Here is a 23,278-nt window from a genome sequence, read left to right as displayed (position 1 = left end):
ACATATAGCCTTAATACCAAATGTAAACTAAAGGCTTAAACAAATAAATGATATTTATCATATCGCCGATAATTGATTTTGTTCATACGTGACTTGAAAGAAAAATCAAGGGATTAGATTTCCAAAATTTTGTTAAACAAAAAAAGAGTGTTAAAATTTTTGTAGTTTTGCAGAACGGATGAAAAGTGTTTTCCATAAAATAACATCGTTTACAATGGCACTATTAGTGCTGTTATCAACCTTCTCTTTTTCGGTTGCACAACACTATTGTGGTGATGTTCTGGTTGATTACTCTTTCTTGGGCCATGCAGAATCTTGCGGCATGGAAGTTCAGGAGACAGCAGAGTTACCAGAGTGCAATTTGGTCAAAGCCGATTGCTGTAGCGATGAAGTCCTTACCGTTGATGGCCAGAACGACTTAAAAGTATCGTTTGAAAAATTAAGCTTTGAACAACAACAGTTTGTTGCCAGCTTCATCTACACCTATCTTAATCTTTACGAAGGACTACCTGAAAACATAGTCCCGTTTAGTGATTACCCCCCTCCACTTTTGGTCAAGGATATACAGATCCTAGATCAGATTTTTCTCATTTGATTTTTAAGTAATAGCATTTTACAGCCCGACTGATAGCAGTTTAGGGCTTATCCTGTTTTCGTTGGTTTCCGGCCAGCACTTCTAATTACTTAATCATCAATACCATGCTGAATAAAAGCATCAAATTCCTTATCGAAAATAAATTGGTAGCCGTTTTGCTCCTAGTCCTTTTTGTAGGCTGGGGAACCGTAAACGCCCCTTTCGAGTGGAGCACTGGCTCATTACCAAGAAACCCTGTTGCCGTAGATGCCATACCTGACATCGGGGAAAACCAGCAGATTGTTTTTACCAAATGGGACGGTCGTTCCCCACAAGATATCGAGGATCAAATTACCTATCCATTGACAACCTCACTCTTGGGAATACCAGGGGTTAGGACCATCCGTAGCTCCTCCATGTTCGGATTTTCAAGTATCTATATCATATTTGAAGAGGATATCGAGTTCTATTGGAGCCGCAGTCGAATCCTTGAAAAATTGAACTCCTTACCGAGCGGTTTACTGCCCGACGGGGTCAACCCTGCATTGGGGCCGGATGCCACAGGACTTGGACAAATCTACTGGTACACTTTGGAGGGACGCGATGAGAAAGGAAATGTCACAGGCGGCTGGGATTTACAGGAGCTTAGAAGTATTCAGGATTTTTATGTCAAATATGCCCTATCATCGGCAAGCGGTGTTTCAGAGGTGGCCTCTATAGGGGGTTATGTACTCGAATATCAGGTAGATGTGAATCCCGAACTGATGAAGCAATATGGTATTGGGCTACAGCAGGTGGTAAAAGCTGTAAAACAAAGTAATCGTGATATTGGGGCACAGACCTTGGAAATCAACCAGGCCGAATATCTCATTCGCGGGCTTGGGTATGTGAAGTCCATCGAGGATCTACAGAATGCAGTCGTTACCTCTGAGGATTACACGTCCATTCGCTTAAAGGACATTGCAAATGTTTCCTACGGACCGGCCACACGGCGCGGCATATTGGATAAGGAAGGAGCAGAAGTTGTCGGGGGGGTAGTGGTCGCACGGTATGGTGCCAATCCCATGGAAGTCATCAATAATGTCAAAGACCAAATCAATGATTTAAGTGCCGGACTGCCCTCAAAAGTACTTGAGGATGGCAGAACATCCCAACTTACCATTGTTCCTTTTTATGATAGGACCGAACTTATTCAAGAAACGCTCGGAACCCTCAACGAGGCCCTGACCTTGGAAATATTCATTACCATTTTGGTCATCATTATCATGGTCTTCAATTTAAGGGCATCCATCCTGATATCGGGACTGTTACCGGTTGCAGTGCTTATGGTGTTTATTGCGATGAAGCTATTCAATGTGGATGCAAACATCGTGGCACTTTCGGGTATAGCCATTGCCATTGGAACCATGGTGGATGTAGGGGTCATACTCTCGGAAAACGTCATACGGCATTTGGACGAAAATGAAGAGGGCCTACCCATTAATACCGTTGTCTACAATGCCACCGCAGAGGTGTCGGGGGCCATATTGACCGCCGTGATGACCACCATCATCAGTTTTATTCCGGTATTTACGATGATCGGGGCCGAAGGAAAACTCTTCAGACCCTTGGCCTTTACAAAAACCTTTGCGCTTACCGCATCCATTATCGTAGCCTTATTTTTGATACCACCATTTGCGGCCTTTCTATTTAGAAAAAAAAGCATAAAGAAAACTACTGGATACGCCGTTAATGGAATATTGATACTTCTAGGGATTATAGCCCTTGCTTATGGCTTTTTATTAGGATTTATATTGATTGCCTTCGGTATCGTAGGCTTGCTAAAAAATCCGGAATTGGCATCACGTATTTCCACTGGATTTTCGCTTTCCGAAGAACGAGCCAATCTTATCAATATCATTATTTCGGCCTTTGCAATTGTTTTTGTTTTGGCGGAATACTGGAGACCTCTCGGTCTTGATAAGAGTATTTTTTGGAACCTGATTTTTGTTTCGCTTATATGTTTCGGACTACTGGGCTTCTTTACCATATTCCGGAACTATTATACAAGGATACTTCGCTGGGCATTACGGAATAAGCTGATATTTCTTTCCATACCCACCGCCATTGTGGTATTCGGAGTAATGATTATGCGCAATACGGGCAAGGAGTTTATGCCTTCATTGAACGAAGGTTCGTTTTTGTTGATGCCTACCTCCCTTCCGCACGCCGGTGTCGAAGAGAACAAACGGGTATTGCAGCAACTGGATATGGCTGTAGCCAGTATTCCTGAAATAGCAACGATAGTCGGCAAATCCGGTAGAACCGAATCCGCATTGGATCCGGCGCCCTTGTCGATGTATGAGAACGTCATCCAGTACAAGCCAGAATACATGTTGAACGAGAACAGGGAGCGCCAACGGTTCAAGGTCAATGAAGATGGCCTCTTCGAACTCAGGGACGGCACCTTTGTGACCAATCCGAACATGGTTGTAGATGATGAAGGAAATTACGATGAATCTGCCATAGTTTCTGCATTCTCTGTTAAACAAAAGGATTTGATTCCCGACGATGATGGGGAATATTTTAGAAACTGGCGGCCTGAAATTGAATCCCCCGATGATATTTGGAACGAGATTGTACGTGTAACGAAACTTCCAGGCGTTACATCCGCGCCCAAACTGCAACCTATTGAAACCCGCTTGGTCATGTTGCAGACCGGCATGCGTGCGCCCATGGGTATCAAGGTAAAAGGGCAAGATTTAAAGGAAATAGAAGCCTTTGGCCTCAAGCTGGAGGACATTTTAAAGGAGGCCGAGGGGGTCAAGGATGAAGCCGTGTTTGCCGATCGAATTGTCGGAAAGCCTTATTTGCTTATAGATATCAACAGGGAGCGTTTGGCACGATACGGCATTACCATTGAAGATGTGCAAAGCGTGTTGCAAGTAGCGGTTGGCGGCATGGTGCTTACCCAAACTGTTGAAGGCCGTGAGCGTTATGGAGTTCGAGTACGGTATCCAAGGGAATTGCGAGAGAATCCAGCGGACTTAGAGAATATTTATGTTCCCGTTGCCAAGGGAAGCCCGGTTCCTTTGAGCGAGTTGGTTACCATTCGATATGAAAAGGGACCACAGGTCATCAAGAGCGAAGACACCTTTTTGGTGGGTTATGTACTGTTCGATAAGTTGGACGGTTTTGCCGAAGTCGAGGTGGTCGAGAATGCACAGGCCCTTATACAAGAAAAAATAGATAATGGAGAATTGGTGGTTCCCAAGGGCATCAATTATTTGTTTACCGGTACCTATGAAAACCAACTACGTGCCGAAAAGACGCTATCGGTCGTAGTACCGCTGGCATTGGCCATCATATTCTTGATTCTTTATTTCCAATTCCGTTCAGTAGGTACCTCATTGATGGTGTTTACCGGGATTGCTGTTGCCTTTGCCGGAGGTTTTCTGATGATTTGGTTCTATGGTCAGGATTGGTTCCTGAACTTCAACTTTTTCGGGGAAAACCTACGAGACCTCTTCCAGATGCATACCATTAACCTGAGTGTTGCCGTATGGGTTGGGTTTATTGCGCTCTTTGGTATTGCAACCGATGATGGTGTGGTCATGGCCACCTACCTGACCCAAACTTTTGATAGAAACAAGCCCGATTCCCTTGTATCCGTTAGGGATTCGGTTGTCGAAGCTGGTGAAAAACGTATCCGTCCGTGTTTGATGACGACCGCAACCACTATTCTGGCACTGCTTCCGGTATTGACATCCACCGGCCGTGGTAGCGATATTATGATTCCGATGGCGATCCCTTCTTTCGGGGGGATGCTTATCGCCTTGATTACCCTATTTGTTGTTCCAGTGTTGTACAGTTGGAAGGCCGAGTTTCAATTAAAAAGAATGTCCAAATGAAGAAATACCTATACATATTGATCGGAATAGTATCCATCGCTTCTGTGAACGGACAGGAACTGGAAAGCCTTATCCAACAGGCCGAACTCAACAATCCGGAAATCCAGGCTTTTGAGCTGCGGTACAATATTGCCTCCGAAAGAGTGAACGAGGTCAATACTTTGCCCAATACGGAGGTAAGTGCCGGACTTTTCGTAAGCGAGCCCGAAACACGGACCGGAGCACAGAAAGCACGGTTCTCGGCAAAACAGATGATCCCGTGGTTCGGTACCATTACCGCCCGTGAAAATTATGCAAGTTCATTGGCCGATGCCCAATACGAAGAGCTGGTCATCGTCAAAAGAAAATTGGCGTTGTCGGTATCTCAGTCCTATTACCGATTATTCTCGATAAGGGCGAAGCAAAGCGTTTTGGACGAAAATATAGAATTGCTGGAAACCTATGAACGATTGGCCTTGACCTCGGTAGAAGTTGGTAATGCCTCCGCAGTAGATGTGTTGCGCTTGCAGATTCGGCAGAACGAACTGCTTCAGCAAAAAGAAGTTTTGGAACAGGAGTATTTGGCCGAACAAACGCTGTTCAACAATCTATTGAATAGGGACGAACAAACACAAGTCGAAGTTTACGAAGGGCTTACGGTACCCGAACAAGACCCGATAACGGAAGAAGGAAGCCTTGACCTGCATCCTGAACTTTTAAAGTATGACAAGTTGTACGAGTCGGTCGAACAATCTGAAATCTTGAACCAAAAAGAAGCCTTACCGAATCTTGGTTTCGGATTGGATTACGTACCCGTTGCCGAAAGGCCTGATATGTCTTTCGATGATAACGGAAAGGACATCTTGATGCCGATGGTATCGGTGTCCATCCCGATATTCAACAATAAATACAAATCCATTTCCCAACAGAACAAATTAAGGCAAGAGGAAATAACCGCCCAAAAGCAAGAACGAAGAAACAAGCTCGAAACACTTTTGAGCGAGGCCATTAACAACAGAATGGCTGCCAGGATTCGTTTTAGGACCCAAACAAAAAATATCGGACAGGCCAAGGACGGGGAGGAAATCCTTATCAAAAGCTACGAGACCGGAACCATCGATTTTAACGATGTGCTCGATATTCAAGAGCTTCAGCTTAGGTTTCAAATCAATCGAATTGAATCCATCAAGGGCTACTTTGTGCAGTCGGCCATTATCAATTATCTAAGGAGTTAATGTCCGTATCGATAGGAGTAAGGTATCTCGACTGAATAAAATAAAATATTATAAACCACAAAAATGAGAATCATGATCAGAAAAATTACAGTGTTGTTGGTACTTCTCATTTCGTGCAACATTGCCGCACAATTAGTATCCAATGAAAGCGAAGAAAATGTGGATAATTGGCCTGAACGGGTCTATGATTTGACCATTGGTTACGAAACGGTCAACTATACCGGAAAAGATGTGAAGGCCATGACGATCAATGGTGGTATTCCTGGACCCAATCTCGAATTCAACGAGGGCGAGTTTGCCATTATCAACGTAACCAATACGATGGATGTCGAAACCTCGGTACACTGGCATGGGTTGATACTGCCCAACTTCTACGACGGCGTACCTTACCTTACAACGCCACCAATTGAACCCGGCGAGACCCAACAATACAAATTTGCGCTGAAACAGTCGGGCACGTATTGGTACCATTCCCATACGGGTTTACAGGAACAACGTGGTGTTTATGGCTCCATCCAGATCAATCCCAAAGAAACAAATCTTGAGTATGACAAAGATTTGGTACTGATACTTTCGGATTGGATGGATGAAAATCCCAAGACACAACTGAGAAACCTTAAACGAGGCAATGAGTGGTACCTAATCAAAAAGGACCAGGTTCAAAGTTGGGACAAGGTAATCTCAAAAGGTGCGGTAGGTGCGAAACTAAAAATGATGTGGCAGCGTATGCCCGATATGGCCATATTGGACAATTATTACGACCTGTTTTTTATAAATGGAAAATCTTCTAATGAATACCCTGATTTCAATCCCGGCGAACGGGTACGATTGCGCTTCGTAAATGCGGCCGCAGCTTCCTATTTCTGGCTGACATTTGGTGGTAATGACCCTATGTTGGTCTCTGCCGACGGCCTTGATGTAGTGCCGGTAAAACAGAACAAGACCCTTATCGGTGTGGCCGAGACCTATGATTTTATAGTGACCATACCACAAAGCGGAAAACTTGAAATACGTGCCACTTCTCAGGACGGATCTGGTCAGGCTTCCGCCTATCTAGGGACGGGCGATGTTTTGGAAGCCCCCACGGTACCTATACCCGACCTTATCAAACTAATGGAAAACATGATGTCGATGGACATGAAGATGGGTGCACCCGCGGCCAAATTCAATCCCTCCAAAAACGATTCCATCAAAGTGATGAAAAAATATGCGATGGATATGGGCGGTATGAAAATGGACCATTCCAAAATGGATATGCAAAAAGAAGATCAAATGCAGAAGAATGACCAAAAGATGGAAGATGAAGGGGGTAAGATGAAAATGCCAAAGGATAAGACGGATCATGCCAAAATGGAGATGAAAGACGATAAAATGGATATGAAAATGGGCTATGTGCTGCCCGCCGACAAGGTCATTGGCGATGCCATGAAAACCGGGGGCAATCCGGAATTTAACTACAACTATCTCAAAGCACCCGGAAAAACGGTATACGAAGACAACAAACCTGTTAGGGAAATGCTGTTCAACCTTACGGGAAACATGAACCGTTACGTATGGAGCATCAACGGGGTTCCGCTTTCAGAAACCGATAAAATAAAAATTGAACAAGGCGAAGTAGTGCGCATTACTTTGAACAACCTGACCATGATGCACCACCCGATGCACCTACACGGACACTTTTTCAGGGTACTGAACGAACACGGCGAATATTCGCCCTTAAAACATACGGTCAACGTGGCCCCGATGCAAAAAGTGGTCATCGAATTCGATGCCAATGAATATGGCGACTGGTTCTTTCATTGCCACGTACTGTACCATATCAACAGTGGTATGGCAAGGGTATTCAGCTATGACACCCCAAGGGATGAACGATTGAAAGGGTATCCCTTATCCAACCTGACCACCGAGGCCGACCATATGTGGACATGGGGTGAGGTTACGGGTGCCAGCCACATGGGCGAGTTTTTTCTGACCACTACGAACATCCGAAACCAGTTCATATTGCGAGCGGAATATGGATGGAACGAGAACTTGGAAGCCGAATTTACCTATGAACGATGGCTGAACAGTTATTTCCGTGTTTTCGGTGGGGTAAATGTCGAAAACGAAATGGAAGATAGTATGGATGAAATAGGCACCACGGGAGTAGTGGGTATCCGGTACTTCTTGCCATTGTTGATAGATTCTGATCTACGCATCGATAATAAACTACGGCCGACGATTTCATTTTCGACGGCTACGATGATCTTTCAGAGACTCGCCCTTTTTGGCGAATACGAATATCAAATGGATTTTGGCTGGGTCAATGATTTTGAACCGGGAACCGATTTTGAACAAGAGCAGACCTGGCAAGTAGGATTGGAATATGTCCTGAGCAGAGATTTTTCCTTAATGGGCAGTTACGACAACCGTTTCGGTTGGGGAGGCGGACTTTCAATGCGATTTTAACACATGGGACAATACAAAAAAAATAGCCTGAGTTTGACCGGTGCCGTATCTCTAGGAACGGGGGTAATGATTGGCGCAGGTATCTTCGCGCTGTTAGGGCAGGTAGCAGAATTGTCTGGTCAGTGGTTTCCCTATGCGTTTTTGCTGGGGGCCATTATCTCGGGTTTTAGTGCCTATTCGTATGTTAAGATGTCCAATGCCTATCCCTCTGCGGGCGGTATCGCCATGTATCTCAAGAAGATATATGGTAAAAGTGCATTGACAGCTTCCGGAGCGTTGTTGATGGCCTTGTCAATGGTCATCAACGAGAGTTTGGTTGCACGTACCTTCGGCTCGTACACTCTACAATTGTTCGATGTAGATGATAACAGTGTTTGGGTGCCCATTTTGGGGGTATTCCTGCTGATTGTCGCCTTTCTTATCAATATTTCGGGCAACAAAGTTATCGGAAAGGCCTCTTTGGTCATGGCCATTCTAAAAATAGGTGGGATAGCCATTTTTGCCATAGGCGGTCTATGGGCCGCAGGTTTTTCATTCTCCGAAGTAGTTCCGTCCGAAAGTCTGACGGAATATCCAATCACTAATTATTTGGGAGCATTAGCTCTATCTATTTTGGCTTACAAAGGTTTCACTACAATTACCAATAGTGGCGATGAAATAGTCAAACCCAATAAAAATGTTGGGCGTTCAATTGTCATTTCTTTGCTCATCTGTACGGTGGTCTATTTATTGGTCGCTTTTGCGGTCTCTTCCAATCTTTCGATAAACGAAATCATAGCAGCGAAAGACTATTCATTGGCAGAAGCTTCCCGCCCCGCTTTTGGCAAGTATGGGCTTTGGTTCACAGTGGGTATCGCCATCATATCGACAATTTCTGGTGTGATAGCAAGCATTTTTGCAGTATCCAGAATGACAGCAATGCTGACCGAAAAGGAATTGATTCCCCATGAGCATTTTGGTATGCCGGGCAGGCTTCAAAAACATATGCTGGTGTATACAGTAATTCTGGCCATAACCTTAACGGTTCTATTTGATCTTACGAGAATCGCTTCATTGGGTGCTATATTTTATTTGATTATGGATATAGGAATCCATTGGGGAGTGTTTAAAAATCTTCGTAAGGATGTTAAGGCCAATCCTGCCGTTTTGATTACTGCTATTATTCTAGACGTAGTGGTTCTTGGGGCTTTTCTTTGGATAAAGGTAAGCAGTGATGTATTGGTCGTACTAGTGGCGGTCCTACTAATGGTCTTGATTTTTTTCGGAGAAAAATGGTTTTTGAAAAGAAATGATAGTGATGAAAAAGAAGATTTTAAAAATGATGTATGAATCTATAAAAATTAGAAAAATGAAAACAAAAGGAATTTTAATGACAATCGGATTAATAGCAACGATGGTTGGCTGTAAATCAACTTTCAATGCCTCCGAGACCATGCAGGTAGATGAAAATAGAAATGCCATCTATCAAGAGATTATCTCAAATCCGGTGCAGTTTGCCAATTTTATCAGTGAGGCAAGAAAGAATGAAGAGGCCAAAAAATTATTGATGAAAGCCCATATGGAGCAGATGGAATCTGGGGATATGAAAATGATGATGGACAAAAATCCCGAAATGAAAGAAAAAATGCAGGCCCATATGCAGAAGATGATGGAGAAGAATCCTGAAATGAAGGAAAAGATGCAGTCCAAAATGCTCGATAAGATGATGGAGAGTGAAAAGGGCCGTAAGATGTTGATGGAAAAAATGCACAAAAACGAAATGATGAAAAAACAGATGAAGGAAAGAATGAAAAATATGATGGATGAGAATCCTGATATGATGGAAGAAATGATGCAGAAAATGATGGAAAAAAATCCAGAGATGATGAAAAAGATGAAAGAAAAAATGAAAAATAAAGGAGCGTAAGCCTTTGAATACCGAGGTGGATTGAAAACAGAAAATAACTATTGAAATTCTACAATTATGATGATGTGGTGGTGGGTATTGATACCGGTCATTTTGGTGTTGGCCTTTTTTATGTATAACGGACGAAATAGCAGAGGTTCCAGGACCAAGGAAAATCCTATGGAAATTCTAGACAATCGATTCGCCAAAGGCGAACTATCCAAAGAAGAATACGAAGAACAAAAACGAACTATTAACTCTAAAAATTAAAACGATGGAATATTATTTCAACAAGACCCTTAACGAAGACTTTGATAAGGTAATCGAGAGAGTAACGGAAGAACTGAAAAAAGAGGGTTTTGGCATCTTGACCGAAATCGATGTCAAGGAAACCCTGAAAAAGAAACTGGATGTTGATTTTAAAAAGTACAAGATCCTCGGTGCCTGTAATCCGCCCTATGCCCATAAGGCACTGGAAGCCGAAGATAAGATAGGTACCATGTTGCCTTGCAATGTAATCGTGCAGGACGTATCGAAAGGGAATGTAGAAGTGGCGGCGGTAAATCCAATGGCTTCAATGCAAGCAGTCGACAATGAAATATTGGCTGAAATCGCAAATGATATTACCGCCAAATTGGAAAATGTGATCGAGAAACTTTAGAAGGGATAAATATGGAAAATAATAAGGGTAAAAGCGAATGGGTCTCGCAACAAAATTATTCAGAAAGTCAGAGTACCCCTTATTGCATTACGCGGAGGTACGGTAGTTTGACATTTGAGGAAACCGTACAAAACGTAAAAAATGGCATTAAAAAGTTAGGTCTTGACCTTGTTGGTGAATTTGACGTGCGCGAGTATCTCAGTTCAGATATGGAAAAGATGCCTCGGCACCTCATTCTAATGGTATGTGAAAAAGAAACTGCATTAAAACTGATTTCAAATGATATTCAAATGAGCGTTCTTTTTCCGTGCAATGTAACCATTAAGGAAGTGGAAAATAATACGATTATCGAAGTGTCGATAGAAGATACAGATTCGACTTGGTCTTCCGCAAAGAAGAAAGAAATAATAGAGGTGGCCAAAAACACAAAGAACATCTTGAAAAAATTGCTCGACACTATTGAACAGCAAAATGTAAAACTATAATTAACATCAAATTCAACAATCATGAGAAAATCAAATGTAACAACTGGAATTTTGGCCATGGCAATCATAACCCTATCGGCCACATCTTGCAAAGACAAGAAAAAAGTGCAGGAAAACCAAGAAGGTCACCAAACAGAACAAATGGAGGACAGCGGCCATATGGATGGCGCTATGGAAGACCATTCGCAAATGGACCATGACAACATGAATCATGGCGAAATGGCAATGATGTCATCTGAAGTCATCGCTGACTATCTGACGCTAAAGAATGCTCTTGTGTCCGATGACAAAGATGGGGCCGCAAAGGCAGGAGAAAAGCTTGAAGGCAGCCTAAAGAACTTCGATACGAGCAAATTCAGTGATGAACAGCAGGATGAGCTGAAAGACATTATTGAAGATGCCACCGAACATGCAGAACATATCGCGAAAAGTGACATCGGGCATCAACGTGAGCACTTTAAAACCTTGAGCAAAGATGTAGTCGATATGGTCGCCATTACTGGTACAGAAAATACTTTGTATGAACAATATTGCCCAATGTATGATAACAACAAAGGAGGTGCCTGGCTAAGCATGAATGAAGAAATCAAAAATCCATATTTCGGGGATAAGATGCTCACTTGTGGAAAAGTACAAAGGGAAATCAACTAAGTGAAGAAAAGTATAAAAATCATAGCACTAGTGTTTTTGGTCGGGTTTGTGGGGATACAGTTTTTTCCCACTTCCCGAAACCAAAGCGACACAATACCAAAAACTGACTTTATGCTTGTGAACGATGTACCGAAACAAGTGGAGAACATCATCAAGACCTCTTGCTACGATTGCCATAGCAACAACACGGATTATCCTTGGTACAACAAAGTGCAACCCGTTGCCTGGTTTTTGGAGGATCATGTTACCCATGGCAAGGAAGAATTGAATTTTAACGAATGGGCCGATTATTCAAACAGAAGAAAGAACAGCAAGTTAAAATCGATCATAAGTCAGATAGAAAATGGAGAAATGCCCCTTTGGTCTTATACACTAATTCATAGGGAAGCAAAACTTTCGGAGGACAAGAGGAAAACCGTTCTCGATTGGGTTTCAAAATTAAAGGACAGTTTATAAACTAAAAATCCAATAAATGAAGAATTTAAAACATGGTGTAGTAACCCTGCTCATGTTGGGGACTACAATGGGCTACGCACAGCACAAAATAGAACTGAACCATGACCATAGCAAGATGGAGATGAAAGTGGTCGAGTTGGAATTTAACGACAAGAACATCGCCAATGCCTACGAACATTACGAGCACATTAAAAATGACTTGGTCGGTTCCAATCCGGGCGATACCCAAAAGGGAGCGGTTATGTTGAACGAAGCGCTAGAAAAAATCGAGGGTTCCGAAGCGGCATTGGCGGCCTCGCAAAAAATCGCTGCTACCGATAATTTAGAGAGACAGCGAAAGGCTTTTTCCGATTTGAGCAATGAAATGGAACCCTTGTTGAAAGGAACCGTTACATCGGGAAAAATCTATAAGGATTTCTGCCCCATGGCCTTGAACGGAGGTGCTTATTGGTTATCTGCCATTAAGGACATCCGCAACCCATATTATGGAGCAAAAATGCTAAGCTGTGGAAAAGTGACAGCCATCATCGAAAAGTAAAGCTGATTGGGGAGGTTGAATATAGTTAATGATTAGTGTTTAAAATGCTTCCCCTTTTCAGGTAGTAACAATTGATTGTCTCGGTATAGTTATAGGAGTTTTTAAAAATAACGTGTAGAAAAAGAAAATAACATTCGCAAAATCTAGATGGAAACATTAAGCCTTGACATTTTTGTTGTGCCCACCGTTGCGCTGACTTTGGTCATTCTGATGTATATCTATTTTGCCAAACAGGTACGGAACAAAAAAAATTATAGGAACTATATCATCGGTATTGCATTAATAGCGTTTTCGTTCAATTTTATTTGGGAGCTGGCACAAGGTCCGCTCTATGAAGGTTTTGAATACGATTGGCAACATATTTCGTTTTGTGCCTTGGCATCCATCGCCGATATGTTGATGGTGCTTATTCTGCTTTTCGGATTTGGCCTGTTGTATCGCAATGTGTTTTGGATAGATGATTTAACTCCAAAACAGATTTTGGTACTAGTTACAATCGGAACGATCGGTGCCATATTGGGAGAAATTTGGCATACCTCAAGAGGCGATTGGAACTATGCAGGGGCTATGCCTATAGTGCCATGGGTAAATGTGGGGTTGTCGCCGCTATTACAATTTGCGGTATTGCCCTATTTGATTTTTGTGATTGGTAAAAACTATATAAACAAGGGGAATTTGGAAAAGTAAAATCTGGGCTGGTCGGGAATGTGTTTTTTGATTGGTTAGTTATTTAGTGTATTTCATGACCGCCCAGATTGTTTTAATGAAGAAAAAGTCCTGTTATGGGAAGGGGAACTTCGTTGATGTAGTGTTTAACGCCCTTCCCTTGACAGGCACAATATAGATAATGTTGTAATGAAAGATTGTTGTAAAAGGGGGCCGGAAAAGTCAGGGAAACAAGGTTGGAAAAAGTGGTTCAACTATACCATTTACATCGTTATAGGCGCTATTGTATTAGGTGCGCTTATTGTACAGTTAACGAATAATGCATCATAAAAACGATTGATTATGAAAAAAACGGTCTCATTTTTAGTATTACTTCTAAGCCTAATGTCGCTTCATGCAAGTGCACCTAAGTCCATTGAGAACAGTTCAGGGTATTCGGCGAATAGTTTAGGAACCTTTAATACTGTTGAATTGTCCGAAAAACCACAGCAACATACCGAAACCCACGCCGAAAAGCCCATAAACAAAGAAGAGGTAGGTTTGGATGAATTCGACAATTTACATCCGTTGGTAGTGCATTTTCCTATCGTACTCCTGTTGTTTGCGGCATTGCTCCAAGGTATTCAGCTCTTCGTCCTTAAAAGGAACTTGGACTGGGTTATCCTGTTTCTTATCGGTACGGGTTTTATTGGGGCCTACGTAGCGGGAACTTTTGTACACCCGCATACCCATGGCCTTACGGATGTAGCTCAAAAAATCCTGGACAACCATGATAAATATGCAGATTGGACTATTTGGTCAAGTGCTTTGGCCGCAGTTTTAAAAATTATCAGCCTTTTTTGGATAAAACTGAATCGAGGTTTTGAAATTGCCGTTCTCTTTATTATGGCCTTTTCGGCGTTCTCCGTTTCGCAAGCAGGGCATTATGGCGCTCAGCTCGTTTATATTCAGGGTGTTGGACCACAGGGCCAGTATTTGGAAACTGAAAGGGCAGGGGAAGAAAGCCATTCGCATTGAAAAACAAAGCATGAGAAGAATATTTTTAATATCGTCGATAACGCTTTTAGTGGTACTTGCAGGGCTCATAATGTGGAAGCCTCATTTCTGGTGGCTTGCGCTGTTGATCACACCTTTTATGCTTCTCGGCTTAAGAGACTATTTTCAAAAAACCGATAATATCAAAAGAACCTATCCGTTGTTGGGCAGGATTACGAAGCTTCTGGAAAAACAACGTCACGTCGTTCAAGAAACGGTTTTATTGAATAGAACAGAGGGAAAACCTTTCAATTGGATACAGAAAGAAATTGTTTATAAACGTGCCGAGGACGCGGTCAAAAACCAACCCTTTGGAACGCAGATTCCGTATGACGAAGTTGGTCGCGAATGGTTTACCCATTCCACGTATCCTGTTAAGGAAATCAAAGATGATTTTAGGGTTGCCATAGGGAGTTCAAAATGCTCAAAACCCTATTCAGCGAGCATTCTAAATCTGGCAGGGATGAGCTATGGTTCCATCAGTAAAAATGCAACGCTGGCCCTTAACGGCGGTGCAAAAATTGCTGGCTTTGCGCAAAATACCGGCGAAGGTGGATTTACGCCCTACCATCAGGAATATGGAGCTGATATTATCTTTCAGTTCGGTACAGGCTATTTTGGGTGTAGGACAGAAGAAGGGAATTTCGACCCTAAAAAATTTGTGGAAATCGCATCCAATGAAGTGGTCAAAATGATTGAAATAAAAGTCTCACAGGGTGCAAAACCCGGTTTTGGGGCCATTCTTCCTGCCAAAAAAAATACCGAGGAAATCGCAAAGTACAGGGACGTAGAAAAAGGAACCGAAATTCTATCGCCACCACATCACGCTGCATTTGGTACTGATTTGGAAATGGTAGCTTTTATCCAAGAATTACGGAAGCTTTCCGCTGGAAAGCCCATAGGGATTAAAATGTGCATCGGACAGCAGGATGAATTCGAAAGAATGGTCCGCATTTTCGCCGAAAAGCAAAACTATCCGGATTTTATAGCCATAGACGGTGCAGAAGGTGGTTCCGGTGCTGCACATATGGAATCGCTGCATTGGGCTGGAATGCCAATAATTGAAGCCGTGCATTTCGCAAACGGCATTCTTAAAAAGTATGGGTTGCGCGATGAAATAAAAGTAATGGCAGCAGGAAAAATAATTTCAGCTTTTGATATCTATAGAATGTTGGCACTTGGTGCCGATGCTTGCTATAGTGCCAGAGGGATGATGTTTGCCTTGGGCTGCGTACAATCCTTAAAATGCAATCTGGATACCTGCCCTACGGGAATCACCACAATGGAACCTTCAAGGGTCGCATCATTGGTAGTAGAAGATAAAAAGACCAAAGTAGCCAACTACCATAAAAACACTATGGAAGCCTTTAAGGAGCTGCTTAAATCAATGGGAATTGAAAATAGAAGGGGTATCACCAAAATGTATATAAAGAGAAGAATCAGTGAGAATAAAGCAAAAGGCTATGATGAAATTTTTATAGATAACAAATAAGAATGGATAAAGAAAAAGACATAGAAACCACAGGGGCATTTTATGGACAGCTTTTCAATAGCTCAAAGTATGTTCTATTGGTGATGCTTATTGCTTCAGTAATCGAACTGTATGCGCTACCTACTATGGAAGGGTTTTATGCTATGATTATCCTACTGGCCTTAACATTACTAAAGATAGGATTCATTATAGCCTTGTCCTTTAACCAATTGATGAAGATAATTGGTCAGAGCCATCTATTGAGCCACGTACTGGTGTTGTTCGGATACCTGATTGTGTTGATAGTTTTCTCGTTTGCAATAGATTACACAGCGTTGCAGTTTGTGGATGCTATTCATTTTAAAATGAACAACAGTATTGGCAAAGATGGACTGTCGGTATTTTTTGATTTATCCTATTTCAGTTTGATAACATTCTCATCAGTAGGATATGGTGATATAGTCCCAATTTCCTTACCCGCGAAAACCTTGGTGGCGCTTGAAGTGGCACTGCGGTTTTTCGTCCTGGTCTTTGGTATCGCAAATGTGAATAGAATACGAGTAAATAAATAACCTTTAAAAACTAAAAGTATGCAAACACTAAAATCAACTACAGTAACAATGTTGCTCATAATAGCGACAAGTCCACTATGTGGTCAAGATGCAAAAACAGAAAAAGAAGCAGTGCTTACAGTAATGAAAAGCTATAAGGATGCCCTACAAAACCTAACGACCGATGGTACTTTCGAATTATTTACCGAGGATTCCGAGGTTTTTGAATCGGGAGGCGTCGAGGGTACGTACAGCCACTATATAGAACATCATTTAGGACCGGAATTAGGTCATTTTGAAAAATTCGAATTTTCAGATTATGAAATCGATGTAAAGGTAGATGTACCCTATGCCTTTACTACCGAAACGTACATATATACCATTGTCCTCAATCCAGACGACAAGGGAAATAGCCGGACTATAAAGAAAAAAGGGGTAGCAACCTCAATCCTTAAAAAAATAGATGGAAAATGGAAAATAATAAAAACCCATTCATCTTCAAGAAATATTAAGTAACACCCGATGAGTAGATATATTTCAATTAGTATAGTGTTTGGTCTTCTTCTTATTACCAGCTGTAAAGAGAAGAAAACGGAGCCAATGCCAGAACCGTCAAAAGAAGCAATCACAGACCAACCGCCAAAAAAAGTGTTAAGCCCTCACACCTCTGCAATGGCGACCATTGGTAATGCGCACATCCATATTGATTATTCATCGCCAGGGGTTAGGGACAGGATGATTTTTGGTGGTTTGCTGGCGTATGACGAAGTCTGGCAAGCTGGGGCACATATGGCTACGTGGATAGAGACGGATACGGATATAGAAATAGATGGTAAGGAACTAAAAGCAGGTAAATATGGATTTTTTACCATTCCTTCAAAGGAAGAATGGACCATCATTTTAAATTCCAATTGGAACCAGCACGGTAAGGATGAATATGACGAAAAAGATGATGTAATACGATTTAAGGTGACACCGATTATTGCGGATAGCCTAAAGGAACACTTAGAATATAATATCGATAAAATTAGTGATACTGAAGGTGAGATAACATTAGCTTGGGAAAAAGTTAAAGTAGTAATTCCATTCAAAGTAAAATAACAAGATAGGGTCAACAAGGGTACGATGATAAAAAAATTAAAAAAACGTGTATCATCAAAGAATAAAAACTAATACAGTTTAAACCGTGAACGAATTTTTAAAACAATGGGGCGAAGCCGCCTATACGACTACCGGATTTTTCTGGATGGCGCTTTGGGCATTCATTTTGGGTTATATCATCAGTAGTATGATACAGATTTTCGTGACCGAAAAACGGATGCAAAAAACAATGGGCGAAAACGAAGGCAAAAGTGTGCTGTTGGGCACGTTTTTCGGCTTTATAAGTAGCTCGTGCAGTTTTTCTGCTTTGGCAGGTACAAAATCCATCTTTAAGAAAGGTGCAAGTTTTGTGTCTTCCATTGCTTTTCTGTTGGCATCGACCAATCTCGTCATAGAATTGGGGATTATCATTTCCATCTTTTTAGGTTGGCAGTTCGTGGTGGGCGAATATGTAGGTGGTATTCTCTTGATTGGTATTTCGTGGATTCTGATACGACTCATCAATCCTAAAAAACTCATCGAAAAAGCCCGCAAAAATATCGAAAATGAAGATGATGATGAGATGGACGGTTCCAAAGATTGGAAGAAACAAATCAAGAACGAAGACAGTTGGGCGCGCGTTGCCAAAAAATACAAGATGGAATGGCAAATGGTCTGGAAGGATGTAACCGTAGGTTTTACCGTTGCGGGTATTACAGCGGCTTTTGTGCCAGATTCGTTTTTTCAGACCTTATTTATAAATAGTGGTCAAGGCAATACAGATTTCACTTTTCTCGAAATTCTGGAACATATTGTTGTTGGTCCAGTTGCCGCATTCTTAACATTTATCGGTTCAATGGGTAACATCCCATTGGCAGCATTACTATTCAGCAAAGGCGTAAGTTTTGCGGGCGTAATGGCCTTTATTTTTAGCGATTTGGTGGTTTTTCCAGTACTGAGAATCAATGCAAAGTATTATGGTTGGAAAATGTCACTCTTTATTCTATTCTTACTTTTCACGGCATTGATTGGCACCTCTTTGACCTTGCATTATGGTTTCGATTTGCTGGGAATATTGCCCGACCCTTCGCAGGTCAAGATTCAGGATAAGGAACATTTTAAGATTGATTATACCTTTTTCTTGAACGTTGCTTTTCTCATCATTTCGGCCTATCTCGTTTATCTGGGTTTTTTCAAAAAAAAAGATGTAGAACATTCAATGAGCGAGATGGCACCCAAGAGTCCATTGTTGGAAAGTGTTTTAAAATATGCAGCCTTCATCTGTTATATATGGCTCGCTGGGGGACTTATTGTAAAATTTTTAGTGAACTAAAATTCGGATATAGAATAAAACAAATATGGTCAACAGAAAAACAGCAAAATGGATTCGAAAAGCCCACCGCTACTTGGGCATCTTCCTAGGTATTCAGTTCCTGATGTGGACGATTAGCGGGATGTATTTTAGCTGGACGGATATCGATGAAATACACGGCGACCAGTTCAAAAACCAGAAGCCAAAACAGACGGCTTTTTCAGATTTATTGGGTACAGGCCAATTAGATAGTACGCAGCCCATCCAAACGCTTGAATTATTGGAAATAGCAGAAGAACCTTACTATTGGATAAACGAAGCAAAGCTTTATAATGCCAAAACAGGAGAGGAAAAGGACGGTATCACTAAAGAAGAAGCCCAAGAGGTAGCACAAAGATATATACTTCCAGAGCTTAAAATAGCCGCAATAAAAAGGATAGAAGAAGTCGGAGACCACCACGAATATCGAGGACGTCCCCTACCGGCTTATGAGATTTCGTATGAAACACCACAAAATTTAAAGGCTTATGTGGCTGTCGAAAATGGGGCGTTTCAAACGGTGCGGCATAGAGATTGGCGCTGGTTCGACTTTCTGTGGATGACCCATACCATGGACTATGACACAAGAGATAATTTCAACACCCTTTTGTTAAGGTCATTTTCGCTTTTGGGACTAATAACCGTGTTGAGCGGCTTTGTCCTATGGTATATATCATCGCCATCTATTCGAAAGATAAAAAAACAGATTTAGAAAGTAATTTAATGAATGGAGACGTAATTTATGGAAGAAAAGAACCCGAACGGCGAGATTAGAAAAGTGCCATTTGAAAAGGAAGGCGCCTATATTTTAGCGGGCATTATCATACTTTTTATAGTACATACGCTCATTGTACTGGTTTTGAAAACTATTAGTGAATCCGTATAAATTTTTAAGAAACAATAACATTTCAATCTTCAATATCATGAACAAGAACATCATTTACATTGTAGTAGCCGCCTTAGCGGTCGGTTTATTGGGGGGATATTTTATTTTCTCAAACGCTGAGGCCGATCAATCGGCCATAAAAGATCTTTCGGATATGTCCGATAGCCATGACCATTCCGGAGAATCCGAGAATCAGATGTGGACCTGCTCCATGCACCCACAGATTATGCAACCCGAACCGGGAGACTGCCCAATCTGCGGTATGGATCTCATTCCTGCTGAAACCGGAGCGACGGGGCTTAGTGCCAATGAAATAAAAATGACGGACAACGCCTTGGCCTTGGCCAATATACGCACCTCTACCGTTGGTACAGGTGGTTCGGATGGGAGTTCACTTAAACTCTCAGGAAAGATTCGCGAGAACGAAGAAGCCAATGCTACCCAAGCTACATATTTTGCGGGTCGCATTGAACGGCTAAATGTGAATTATACCGGAGAGAACGTTGCCAAGGGCAAACTTTTGGCAACCATCTATTCCCCAGAATTGGTAAGCGCACAACAAGAGCTGTTGACGGCCGCATCCATGAAGGAATCGCAACCGGCATTATACAATGCCGTTCGCAATAAATTAAAATTATGGAAGCTTTCTGACAATCAAATAGATAAGATAGAAGAAGTGGGCAAAGTGCAGGAAAACTTTCCAGTCTATGCCACAGTTTCAGGAACGATTACCGATATCATGGTTGAAGAAGGAGATTATGTAAAACAAGGGCAGCCTTTGTACAAAATTGCCAACTTAAATTCCGTTTGGGCGGTATTCGATGCCTATGAAAATCAGATAGCATCGTTGAAGGAGGGTCAGGAGGTCAAGATAACGACGAATGCCTATCCCAATGAAGAATTTACGGCAAAAATATCCTTTGTAGACCCGTTACTTAATTCTTCTACAAGAACGGTCATGGTAAGGGCAATACTTAACAATAAGGATAATCTCTTGAAGCCGGGTATGTTCGTGGAAGGTACGATCAAAGCTGCCGAAATGCAGATGGAGAATACCGTTATCATACCGGCCAGTGCCGTAATGTGGACGGGGGAACGATCGGTGGTTTATGTAAAGACCAATCCCAATGAGCCTGTCTTTGAAATGCGCGAAGTTGCCCTTGGAAGTACCAATGGCGATACCTATACAATAATTAGCGGGCTTGAAAAGGGGGATCAAATTGTGACCAACGGAACATTTACCGTTGATGCGGCCGCACAGTTACAGGGTAAAAAATCGATGATGAACGCAGAGGGAGGCAAAACCATGACCGGGCATGAGGGTCATTTGGGTATGCAGGAAGGAGATAAAATGGAACCCTCAACAAGTACGGGCACCGACCATTCTAAGATGAAAAAAAGGATTGAAGTATCAAGTGAGTTTCAAGGTCAGTTGAAGCAGGTTTTCGAAGCCTATATAGATGTTAAGGATGCTTTGGTAAATGATGATGGCGCGGCCGCACAAAAAGAAGCAAAACAAATGGAAGAAAGTTTGGCCAAAGTCGATATGAAGTTGCTAAAAGACAAAGAGGCCCATGATCATTGGATGACCATTCAAAAAGAGCTCAAAGCATCGTCAAATGCAGTGGCCAGCACTTCTGAGATCAAGGAGCAAAGGGACCACTTTAAACATTTATCGGCCCACATGATCAGCGGTGTTCAGCTTTTTGGAGTCAATCAAAAAGTGTACAACAGCTATTGCCCGATGGCAGATAGCAATAAGGGAGCCAATTGGCTAAGCCTGGAAAAGGAGATTCGAAACCCATACTACGGAGAAGCAATGATGACTTGTGGGGAAATTAGGGGAACGATACAATAATTAATTATAAGGCCGATAAAATTATAATAGAGAAAATTGAATGGTGTGAGTAAAAGAAAAATGAAAAGATTTTGGCATCATGAGTCAAAAACGTAGGGAGAGAAGAAGCCAACAAAGAAAGGAGAGCAAGAAAACAAAAATAGAATCTAACCGAAAAACAAGATTCTATGCTGCATTGGCGATTATCATCTTGTTTATAGTCACGGTAGTCTTGGTTTTGTTGAGAGCGATTTGGGAACATCGGTCCCATCTGTGATAATGGATAATGTGAGCGCAATGTATTTTAAAACTTTATCATGAGCCATATGCTGCACATAAAAAACATGGTCTGCCCAAGATGTGTTACGGCGGTATACAATGTTCTGAAAAAGATTGGTATTGATTATTCCAATGTGCAACTGGGCCAAGTCACATTGAAGGAAGAACTGACCGCAAAACAAGAAAATCAATTACAAACCGAATTGAATAAGCTGGGTTTTTCTTTGATCGGTAATCGCAAGTCTCAATTGATCGAGCGTATGAAAAATCTTGTAATAGAAAAAATTTTTCATTCAAGACAAGAATTAAACGTCAAATTGACCGATTATGTTGGTTCAGAAATAGGTCTGGATTACAAGTACTTAAGTTCCCTTTTCTCTTCCGTGGAGATTATCACTTTTGAACAGTATGTCATTAGCCAAAAAATTGAAAGGGTTAAGGAATTGCTCATCTATGACGAGCTAAGCTTAAAGGAAATAGCCCATCAGTTAGACTATAGCAGTGTCGCGTATTTAAGCAACCAGTTCAAAAAAATCAATGGTATGGCACCTACACAATTTAAGAAAAGTGCCCTTCAAAATAGAAAATCGCTGGATAACATATAATTTATAAGCTTAACCTTCTCTTCGTGGCTTGTGATAAGAAGTCGATTCCCATGCATTGAATTTCATTATCATCTTCTTTATGTTCAGGTTTCAATAAAGATGTTTAGAGATTTTTTGGTGCATAGTGATGGGCGAACTTAAACCTATTGCACTGAATTTTTAGTCATTAATGGCAAAAGCTCGATTACAATAAAACTTTTTAGGTAATCGCATACTTAAATTGATGTAAATAGCCCTAAATAATCGAATGGGTCAAGGTTTGTTTTTTTTCAAACAACGCCCAGATTTAGTAAATGTTATTTTTCGATAACGTATTTGAATCAACACTTCTGATTCAAAAGGTGAAATTGTTAGAATAAAAATTGATCATAATATGAAAAGAAGATACGAAATAGAAGGAATGACCTGTAACGGCTGTAGAAATCATGTTGAAAATGCACTTTTAAACGTCGCAGGAGTGGCCGATGTATCTGTCGATTTGAAGGATGCCGAAGCAACGGTAGAGTCGCAATTTGAAGTGCCTTTGGAAAATTTGCAAGAGGCCTTAAAAAATGCTGGTAATCAATATAAAATACAACCTGTAAATTGAGTGGAACATGGCTAAAATAATCCCTTTATAGTTGTCCAGTAATCTTGATGATGGCCAAAAAGAATGAAATCATATTAACCAATTAAAAGTATATACAATGGAAAATAAAGAAAAGAAAGTCAACAA

The 23,278-nt window shown here is 41.5% G+C and carries 23 protein-coding genes; all 23 read left to right on the top strand.

Going from position 1 to position 23,278, the window contains the following annotated elements; genetic code table 11:
* The first annotated feature begins 178 nt into the window (after positions 1–178).
* The 23 genes from A7D14_RS10060 to A7D14_RS09950 all read left to right on the top strand — a co-directional run bounded on the left by A7D14_RS10060 (position 179) and on the right by A7D14_RS09950 (position 23,152).
* A complete protein-coding gene (locus A7D14_RS10060) occupies positions 179–595 on the top strand; it encodes an HYC_CC_PP family protein (RefSeq protein ID WP_067033774.1) in 417 nt (138 codons plus the stop codon).
* Positions 596–699: 104 nt separating this feature from the next.
* Positions 700–4,464, top strand: a complete 3,765-nt coding sequence (locus A7D14_RS10055; protein ID WP_067033771.1) for an efflux RND transporter permease subunit — start codon at positions 700–702, stop codon at positions 4,462–4,464.
* On the top strand, positions 4,461–5,678 hold the full coding sequence (locus A7D14_RS10050; protein ID WP_067033769.1) for a TolC family protein: 1,218 nt from the start codon (positions 4,461–4,463) through the stop codon (positions 5,676–5,678). Before A7D14_RS10055 ends, A7D14_RS10050 begins: the two co-directional genes overlap by 4 nt.
* Positions 5,679–5,750: 72 nt before the next feature.
* The gene (locus A7D14_RS10045; RefSeq protein ID WP_067033765.1) at positions 5,751–8,126 is read left to right on the top strand and encodes a multicopper oxidase domain-containing protein; all 2,376 of its coding nucleotides are present in this window, start codon (positions 5,751–5,753) and stop codon (positions 8,124–8,126) included.
* Between the two features lie 3 nt (positions 8,127–8,129).
* On the top strand, positions 8,130–9,455 hold the full coding sequence (locus tag A7D14_RS10040) for an APC family permease (protein ID WP_067033762.1): 1,326 nt from the start codon (positions 8,130–8,132) through the stop codon (positions 9,453–9,455).
* Between the two features lie 19 nt (positions 9,456–9,474).
* Positions 9,475–10,032, top strand: a complete 558-nt coding sequence (locus A7D14_RS10035; protein WP_232520874.1) for a DUF4175 domain-containing protein — start codon at positions 9,475–9,477, stop codon at positions 10,030–10,032.
* A gap of 57 nt (positions 10,033–10,089) precedes the next feature.
* Positions 10,090–10,281 carry an SHOCT domain-containing protein gene (locus A7D14_RS20510; protein WP_067033759.1) on the top strand — a complete coding sequence of 64 codons (192 nt, stop codon included), beginning with the start codon at positions 10,090–10,092 and terminating at the stop codon, positions 10,279–10,281.
* Positions 10,282–10,285: 4 nt separating this feature from the next.
* A complete protein-coding gene (locus tag A7D14_RS10025) occupies positions 10,286–10,672 on the top strand; it encodes a DUF302 domain-containing protein (RefSeq protein WP_067033756.1) in 387 nt (128 codons plus the stop codon).
* 11 nt (positions 10,673–10,683) lie between these two features.
* The gene (locus A7D14_RS10020) at positions 10,684–11,157 is read left to right on the top strand and encodes a DUF302 domain-containing protein (RefSeq protein WP_067033754.1); all 474 of its coding nucleotides are present in this window, start codon (positions 10,684–10,686) and stop codon (positions 11,155–11,157) included.
* A 21-nt stretch (positions 11,158–11,178) separates the two neighbouring features.
* Positions 11,179–11,808, top strand: coding sequence for a DUF3347 domain-containing protein (locus A7D14_RS10015; protein ID WP_067033751.1), 630 nt, complete (start codon positions 11,179–11,181; stop codon positions 11,806–11,808).
* Positions 11,809–12,264 (top strand): heme-binding domain-containing protein, encoded by a 456-nt coding sequence (locus tag A7D14_RS10010; RefSeq protein WP_067033748.1) that lies wholly within the window; start codon positions 11,809–11,811, stop codon positions 12,262–12,264.
* Positions 12,265–12,280: 16 nt separating this feature from the next.
* Entirely contained in the window at positions 12,281–12,802 is a 522-nt protein-coding gene (locus A7D14_RS10005; protein ID WP_067033744.1) for a DUF3347 domain-containing protein, read from the top strand.
* Between the two features lie 147 nt (positions 12,803–12,949).
* Positions 12,950–13,489 (top strand): hypothetical protein, encoded by a 540-nt coding sequence (locus tag A7D14_RS10000; protein ID WP_067033742.1) that lies wholly within the window; start codon positions 12,950–12,952, stop codon positions 13,487–13,489.
* A 321-nt stretch (positions 13,490–13,810) separates the two neighbouring features.
* Entirely contained in the window at positions 13,811–14,485 is a 675-nt protein-coding gene (locus tag A7D14_RS09995; protein WP_067033778.1) for a DUF2231 domain-containing protein, read from the top strand.
* Positions 14,486–14,603: 118 nt separating this feature from the next.
* Positions 14,604–15,995, top strand: a complete 1,392-nt coding sequence (locus tag A7D14_RS09990; protein ID WP_255307432.1) for an FMN-binding glutamate synthase family protein — start codon at positions 14,604–14,606, stop codon at positions 15,993–15,995.
* Positions 15,996–15,997: 2 nt separating this feature from the next.
* Positions 15,998–16,546 carry an ion channel gene (locus A7D14_RS09985; RefSeq protein WP_067033738.1) on the top strand — a complete coding sequence of 183 codons (549 nt, stop codon included), beginning with the start codon at positions 15,998–16,000 and terminating at the stop codon, positions 16,544–16,546.
* 18 nt (positions 16,547–16,564) lie between these two features.
* On the top strand, positions 16,565–17,041 hold the full coding sequence (locus A7D14_RS09980) for a YybH family protein (protein WP_067033736.1): 477 nt from the start codon (positions 16,565–16,567) through the stop codon (positions 17,039–17,041).
* Positions 17,042–17,047: 6 nt separating this feature from the next.
* On the top strand, positions 17,048–17,626 hold the full coding sequence (locus A7D14_RS09975; protein WP_067033733.1) for a DUF2911 domain-containing protein: 579 nt from the start codon (positions 17,048–17,050) through the stop codon (positions 17,624–17,626).
* A gap of 85 nt (positions 17,627–17,711) precedes the next feature.
* On the top strand, positions 17,712–18,938 hold the full coding sequence (locus A7D14_RS09970) for a permease (RefSeq protein ID WP_067033730.1): 1,227 nt from the start codon (positions 17,712–17,714) through the stop codon (positions 18,936–18,938).
* Between the two features lie 25 nt (positions 18,939–18,963).
* Positions 18,964–19,668 carry a PepSY domain-containing protein gene (locus A7D14_RS09965; RefSeq protein WP_067033727.1) on the top strand — a complete coding sequence of 235 codons (705 nt, stop codon included), beginning with the start codon at positions 18,964–18,966 and terminating at the stop codon, positions 19,666–19,668.
* Between the two features lie 211 nt (positions 19,669–19,879).
* On the top strand, positions 19,880–21,700 hold the full coding sequence (locus A7D14_RS09960; RefSeq protein WP_067033724.1) for an efflux RND transporter periplasmic adaptor subunit: 1,821 nt from the start codon (positions 19,880–19,882) through the stop codon (positions 21,698–21,700).
* 305 nt (positions 21,701–22,005) lie between these two features.
* Entirely contained in the window at positions 22,006–22,563 is a 558-nt protein-coding gene (locus A7D14_RS09955; protein ID WP_313790842.1) for an AraC family transcriptional regulator, read from the top strand.
* A 373-nt stretch (positions 22,564–22,936) separates the two neighbouring features.
* Entirely contained in the window at positions 22,937–23,152 is a 216-nt protein-coding gene (locus A7D14_RS09950) for a heavy-metal-associated domain-containing protein (RefSeq protein WP_067033717.1), read from the top strand.
* Positions 23,153–23,278: the final 126 nt, after the last annotated feature.

Source organism: Allomuricauda sp. CP2A (assembly GCF_001683915.1).
Classification (GTDB): Bacteria; Bacteroidota; Bacteroidia; order Flavobacteriales; family Flavobacteriaceae; genus Flagellimonas.
Note: the sequence above shows the minus strand (reverse complement) of the source record. Positions and strands in the feature narration are given on the sequence as shown.

Coding starts and splice junctions, on each gene's coding strand:
- A7D14_RS10060 (WP_067033774.1), top strand. CDS start 179: ATGAAAAGTGTTTTCCATAAAATAACATCGTTTACAATGGCACTATTA.
- A7D14_RS10055 (WP_067033771.1), top strand. CDS start 700: ATGCTGAATAAAAGCATCAAATTCCTTATCGAAAATAAATTGGTAGCC.
- A7D14_RS10050 (WP_067033769.1), top strand. CDS start 4,461: ATGAAGAAATACCTATACATATTGATCGGAATAGTATCCATCGCTTCT.
- A7D14_RS10045 (WP_067033765.1), top strand. CDS start 5,751: ATGATCAGAAAAATTACAGTGTTGTTGGTACTTCTCATTTCGTGCAAC.
- A7D14_RS10040 (WP_067033762.1), top strand. CDS start 8,130: ATGGGACAATACAAAAAAAATAGCCTGAGTTTGACCGGTGCCGTATCT.
- A7D14_RS10035 (WP_232520874.1), top strand. CDS start 9,475: ATGAAAACAAAAGGAATTTTAATGACAATCGGATTAATAGCAACGATG.
- A7D14_RS20510 (WP_067033759.1), top strand. CDS start 10,090: ATGATGATGTGGTGGTGGGTATTGATACCGGTCATTTTGGTGTTGGCC.
- A7D14_RS10025 (WP_067033756.1), top strand. CDS start 10,286: ATGGAATATTATTTCAACAAGACCCTTAACGAAGACTTTGATAAGGTA.
- A7D14_RS10020 (WP_067033754.1), top strand. CDS start 10,684: ATGGAAAATAATAAGGGTAAAAGCGAATGGGTCTCGCAACAAAATTAT.
- A7D14_RS10015 (WP_067033751.1), top strand. CDS start 11,179: ATGAGAAAATCAAATGTAACAACTGGAATTTTGGCCATGGCAATCATA.
- A7D14_RS10005 (WP_067033744.1), top strand. CDS start 12,281: ATGAAGAATTTAAAACATGGTGTAGTAACCCTGCTCATGTTGGGGACT.
- A7D14_RS10000 (WP_067033742.1), top strand. CDS start 12,950: ATGGAAACATTAAGCCTTGACATTTTTGTTGTGCCCACCGTTGCGCTG.
- A7D14_RS09995 (WP_067033778.1), top strand. CDS start 13,811: ATGAAAAAAACGGTCTCATTTTTAGTATTACTTCTAAGCCTAATGTCG.
- A7D14_RS09990 (WP_255307432.1), top strand. CDS start 14,604: ATGCTTCTCGGCTTAAGAGACTATTTTCAAAAAACCGATAATATCAAA.
- A7D14_RS09985 (WP_067033738.1), top strand. CDS start 15,998: ATGGATAAAGAAAAAGACATAGAAACCACAGGGGCATTTTATGGACAG.
- A7D14_RS09980 (WP_067033736.1), top strand. CDS start 16,565: ATGCAAACACTAAAATCAACTACAGTAACAATGTTGCTCATAATAGCG.
- A7D14_RS09975 (WP_067033733.1), top strand. CDS start 17,048: ATGAGTAGATATATTTCAATTAGTATAGTGTTTGGTCTTCTTCTTATT.
- A7D14_RS09965 (WP_067033727.1), top strand. CDS start 18,964: ATGGTCAACAGAAAAACAGCAAAATGGATTCGAAAAGCCCACCGCTAC.
- A7D14_RS09960 (WP_067033724.1), top strand. CDS start 19,880: ATGAACAAGAACATCATTTACATTGTAGTAGCCGCCTTAGCGGTCGGT.
- A7D14_RS09955 (WP_313790842.1), top strand. CDS start 22,006: ATGCTGCACATAAAAAACATGGTCTGCCCAAGATGTGTTACGGCGGTA.
- A7D14_RS09950 (WP_067033717.1), top strand. CDS start 22,937: ATGAAAAGAAGATACGAAATAGAAGGAATGACCTGTAACGGCTGTAGA.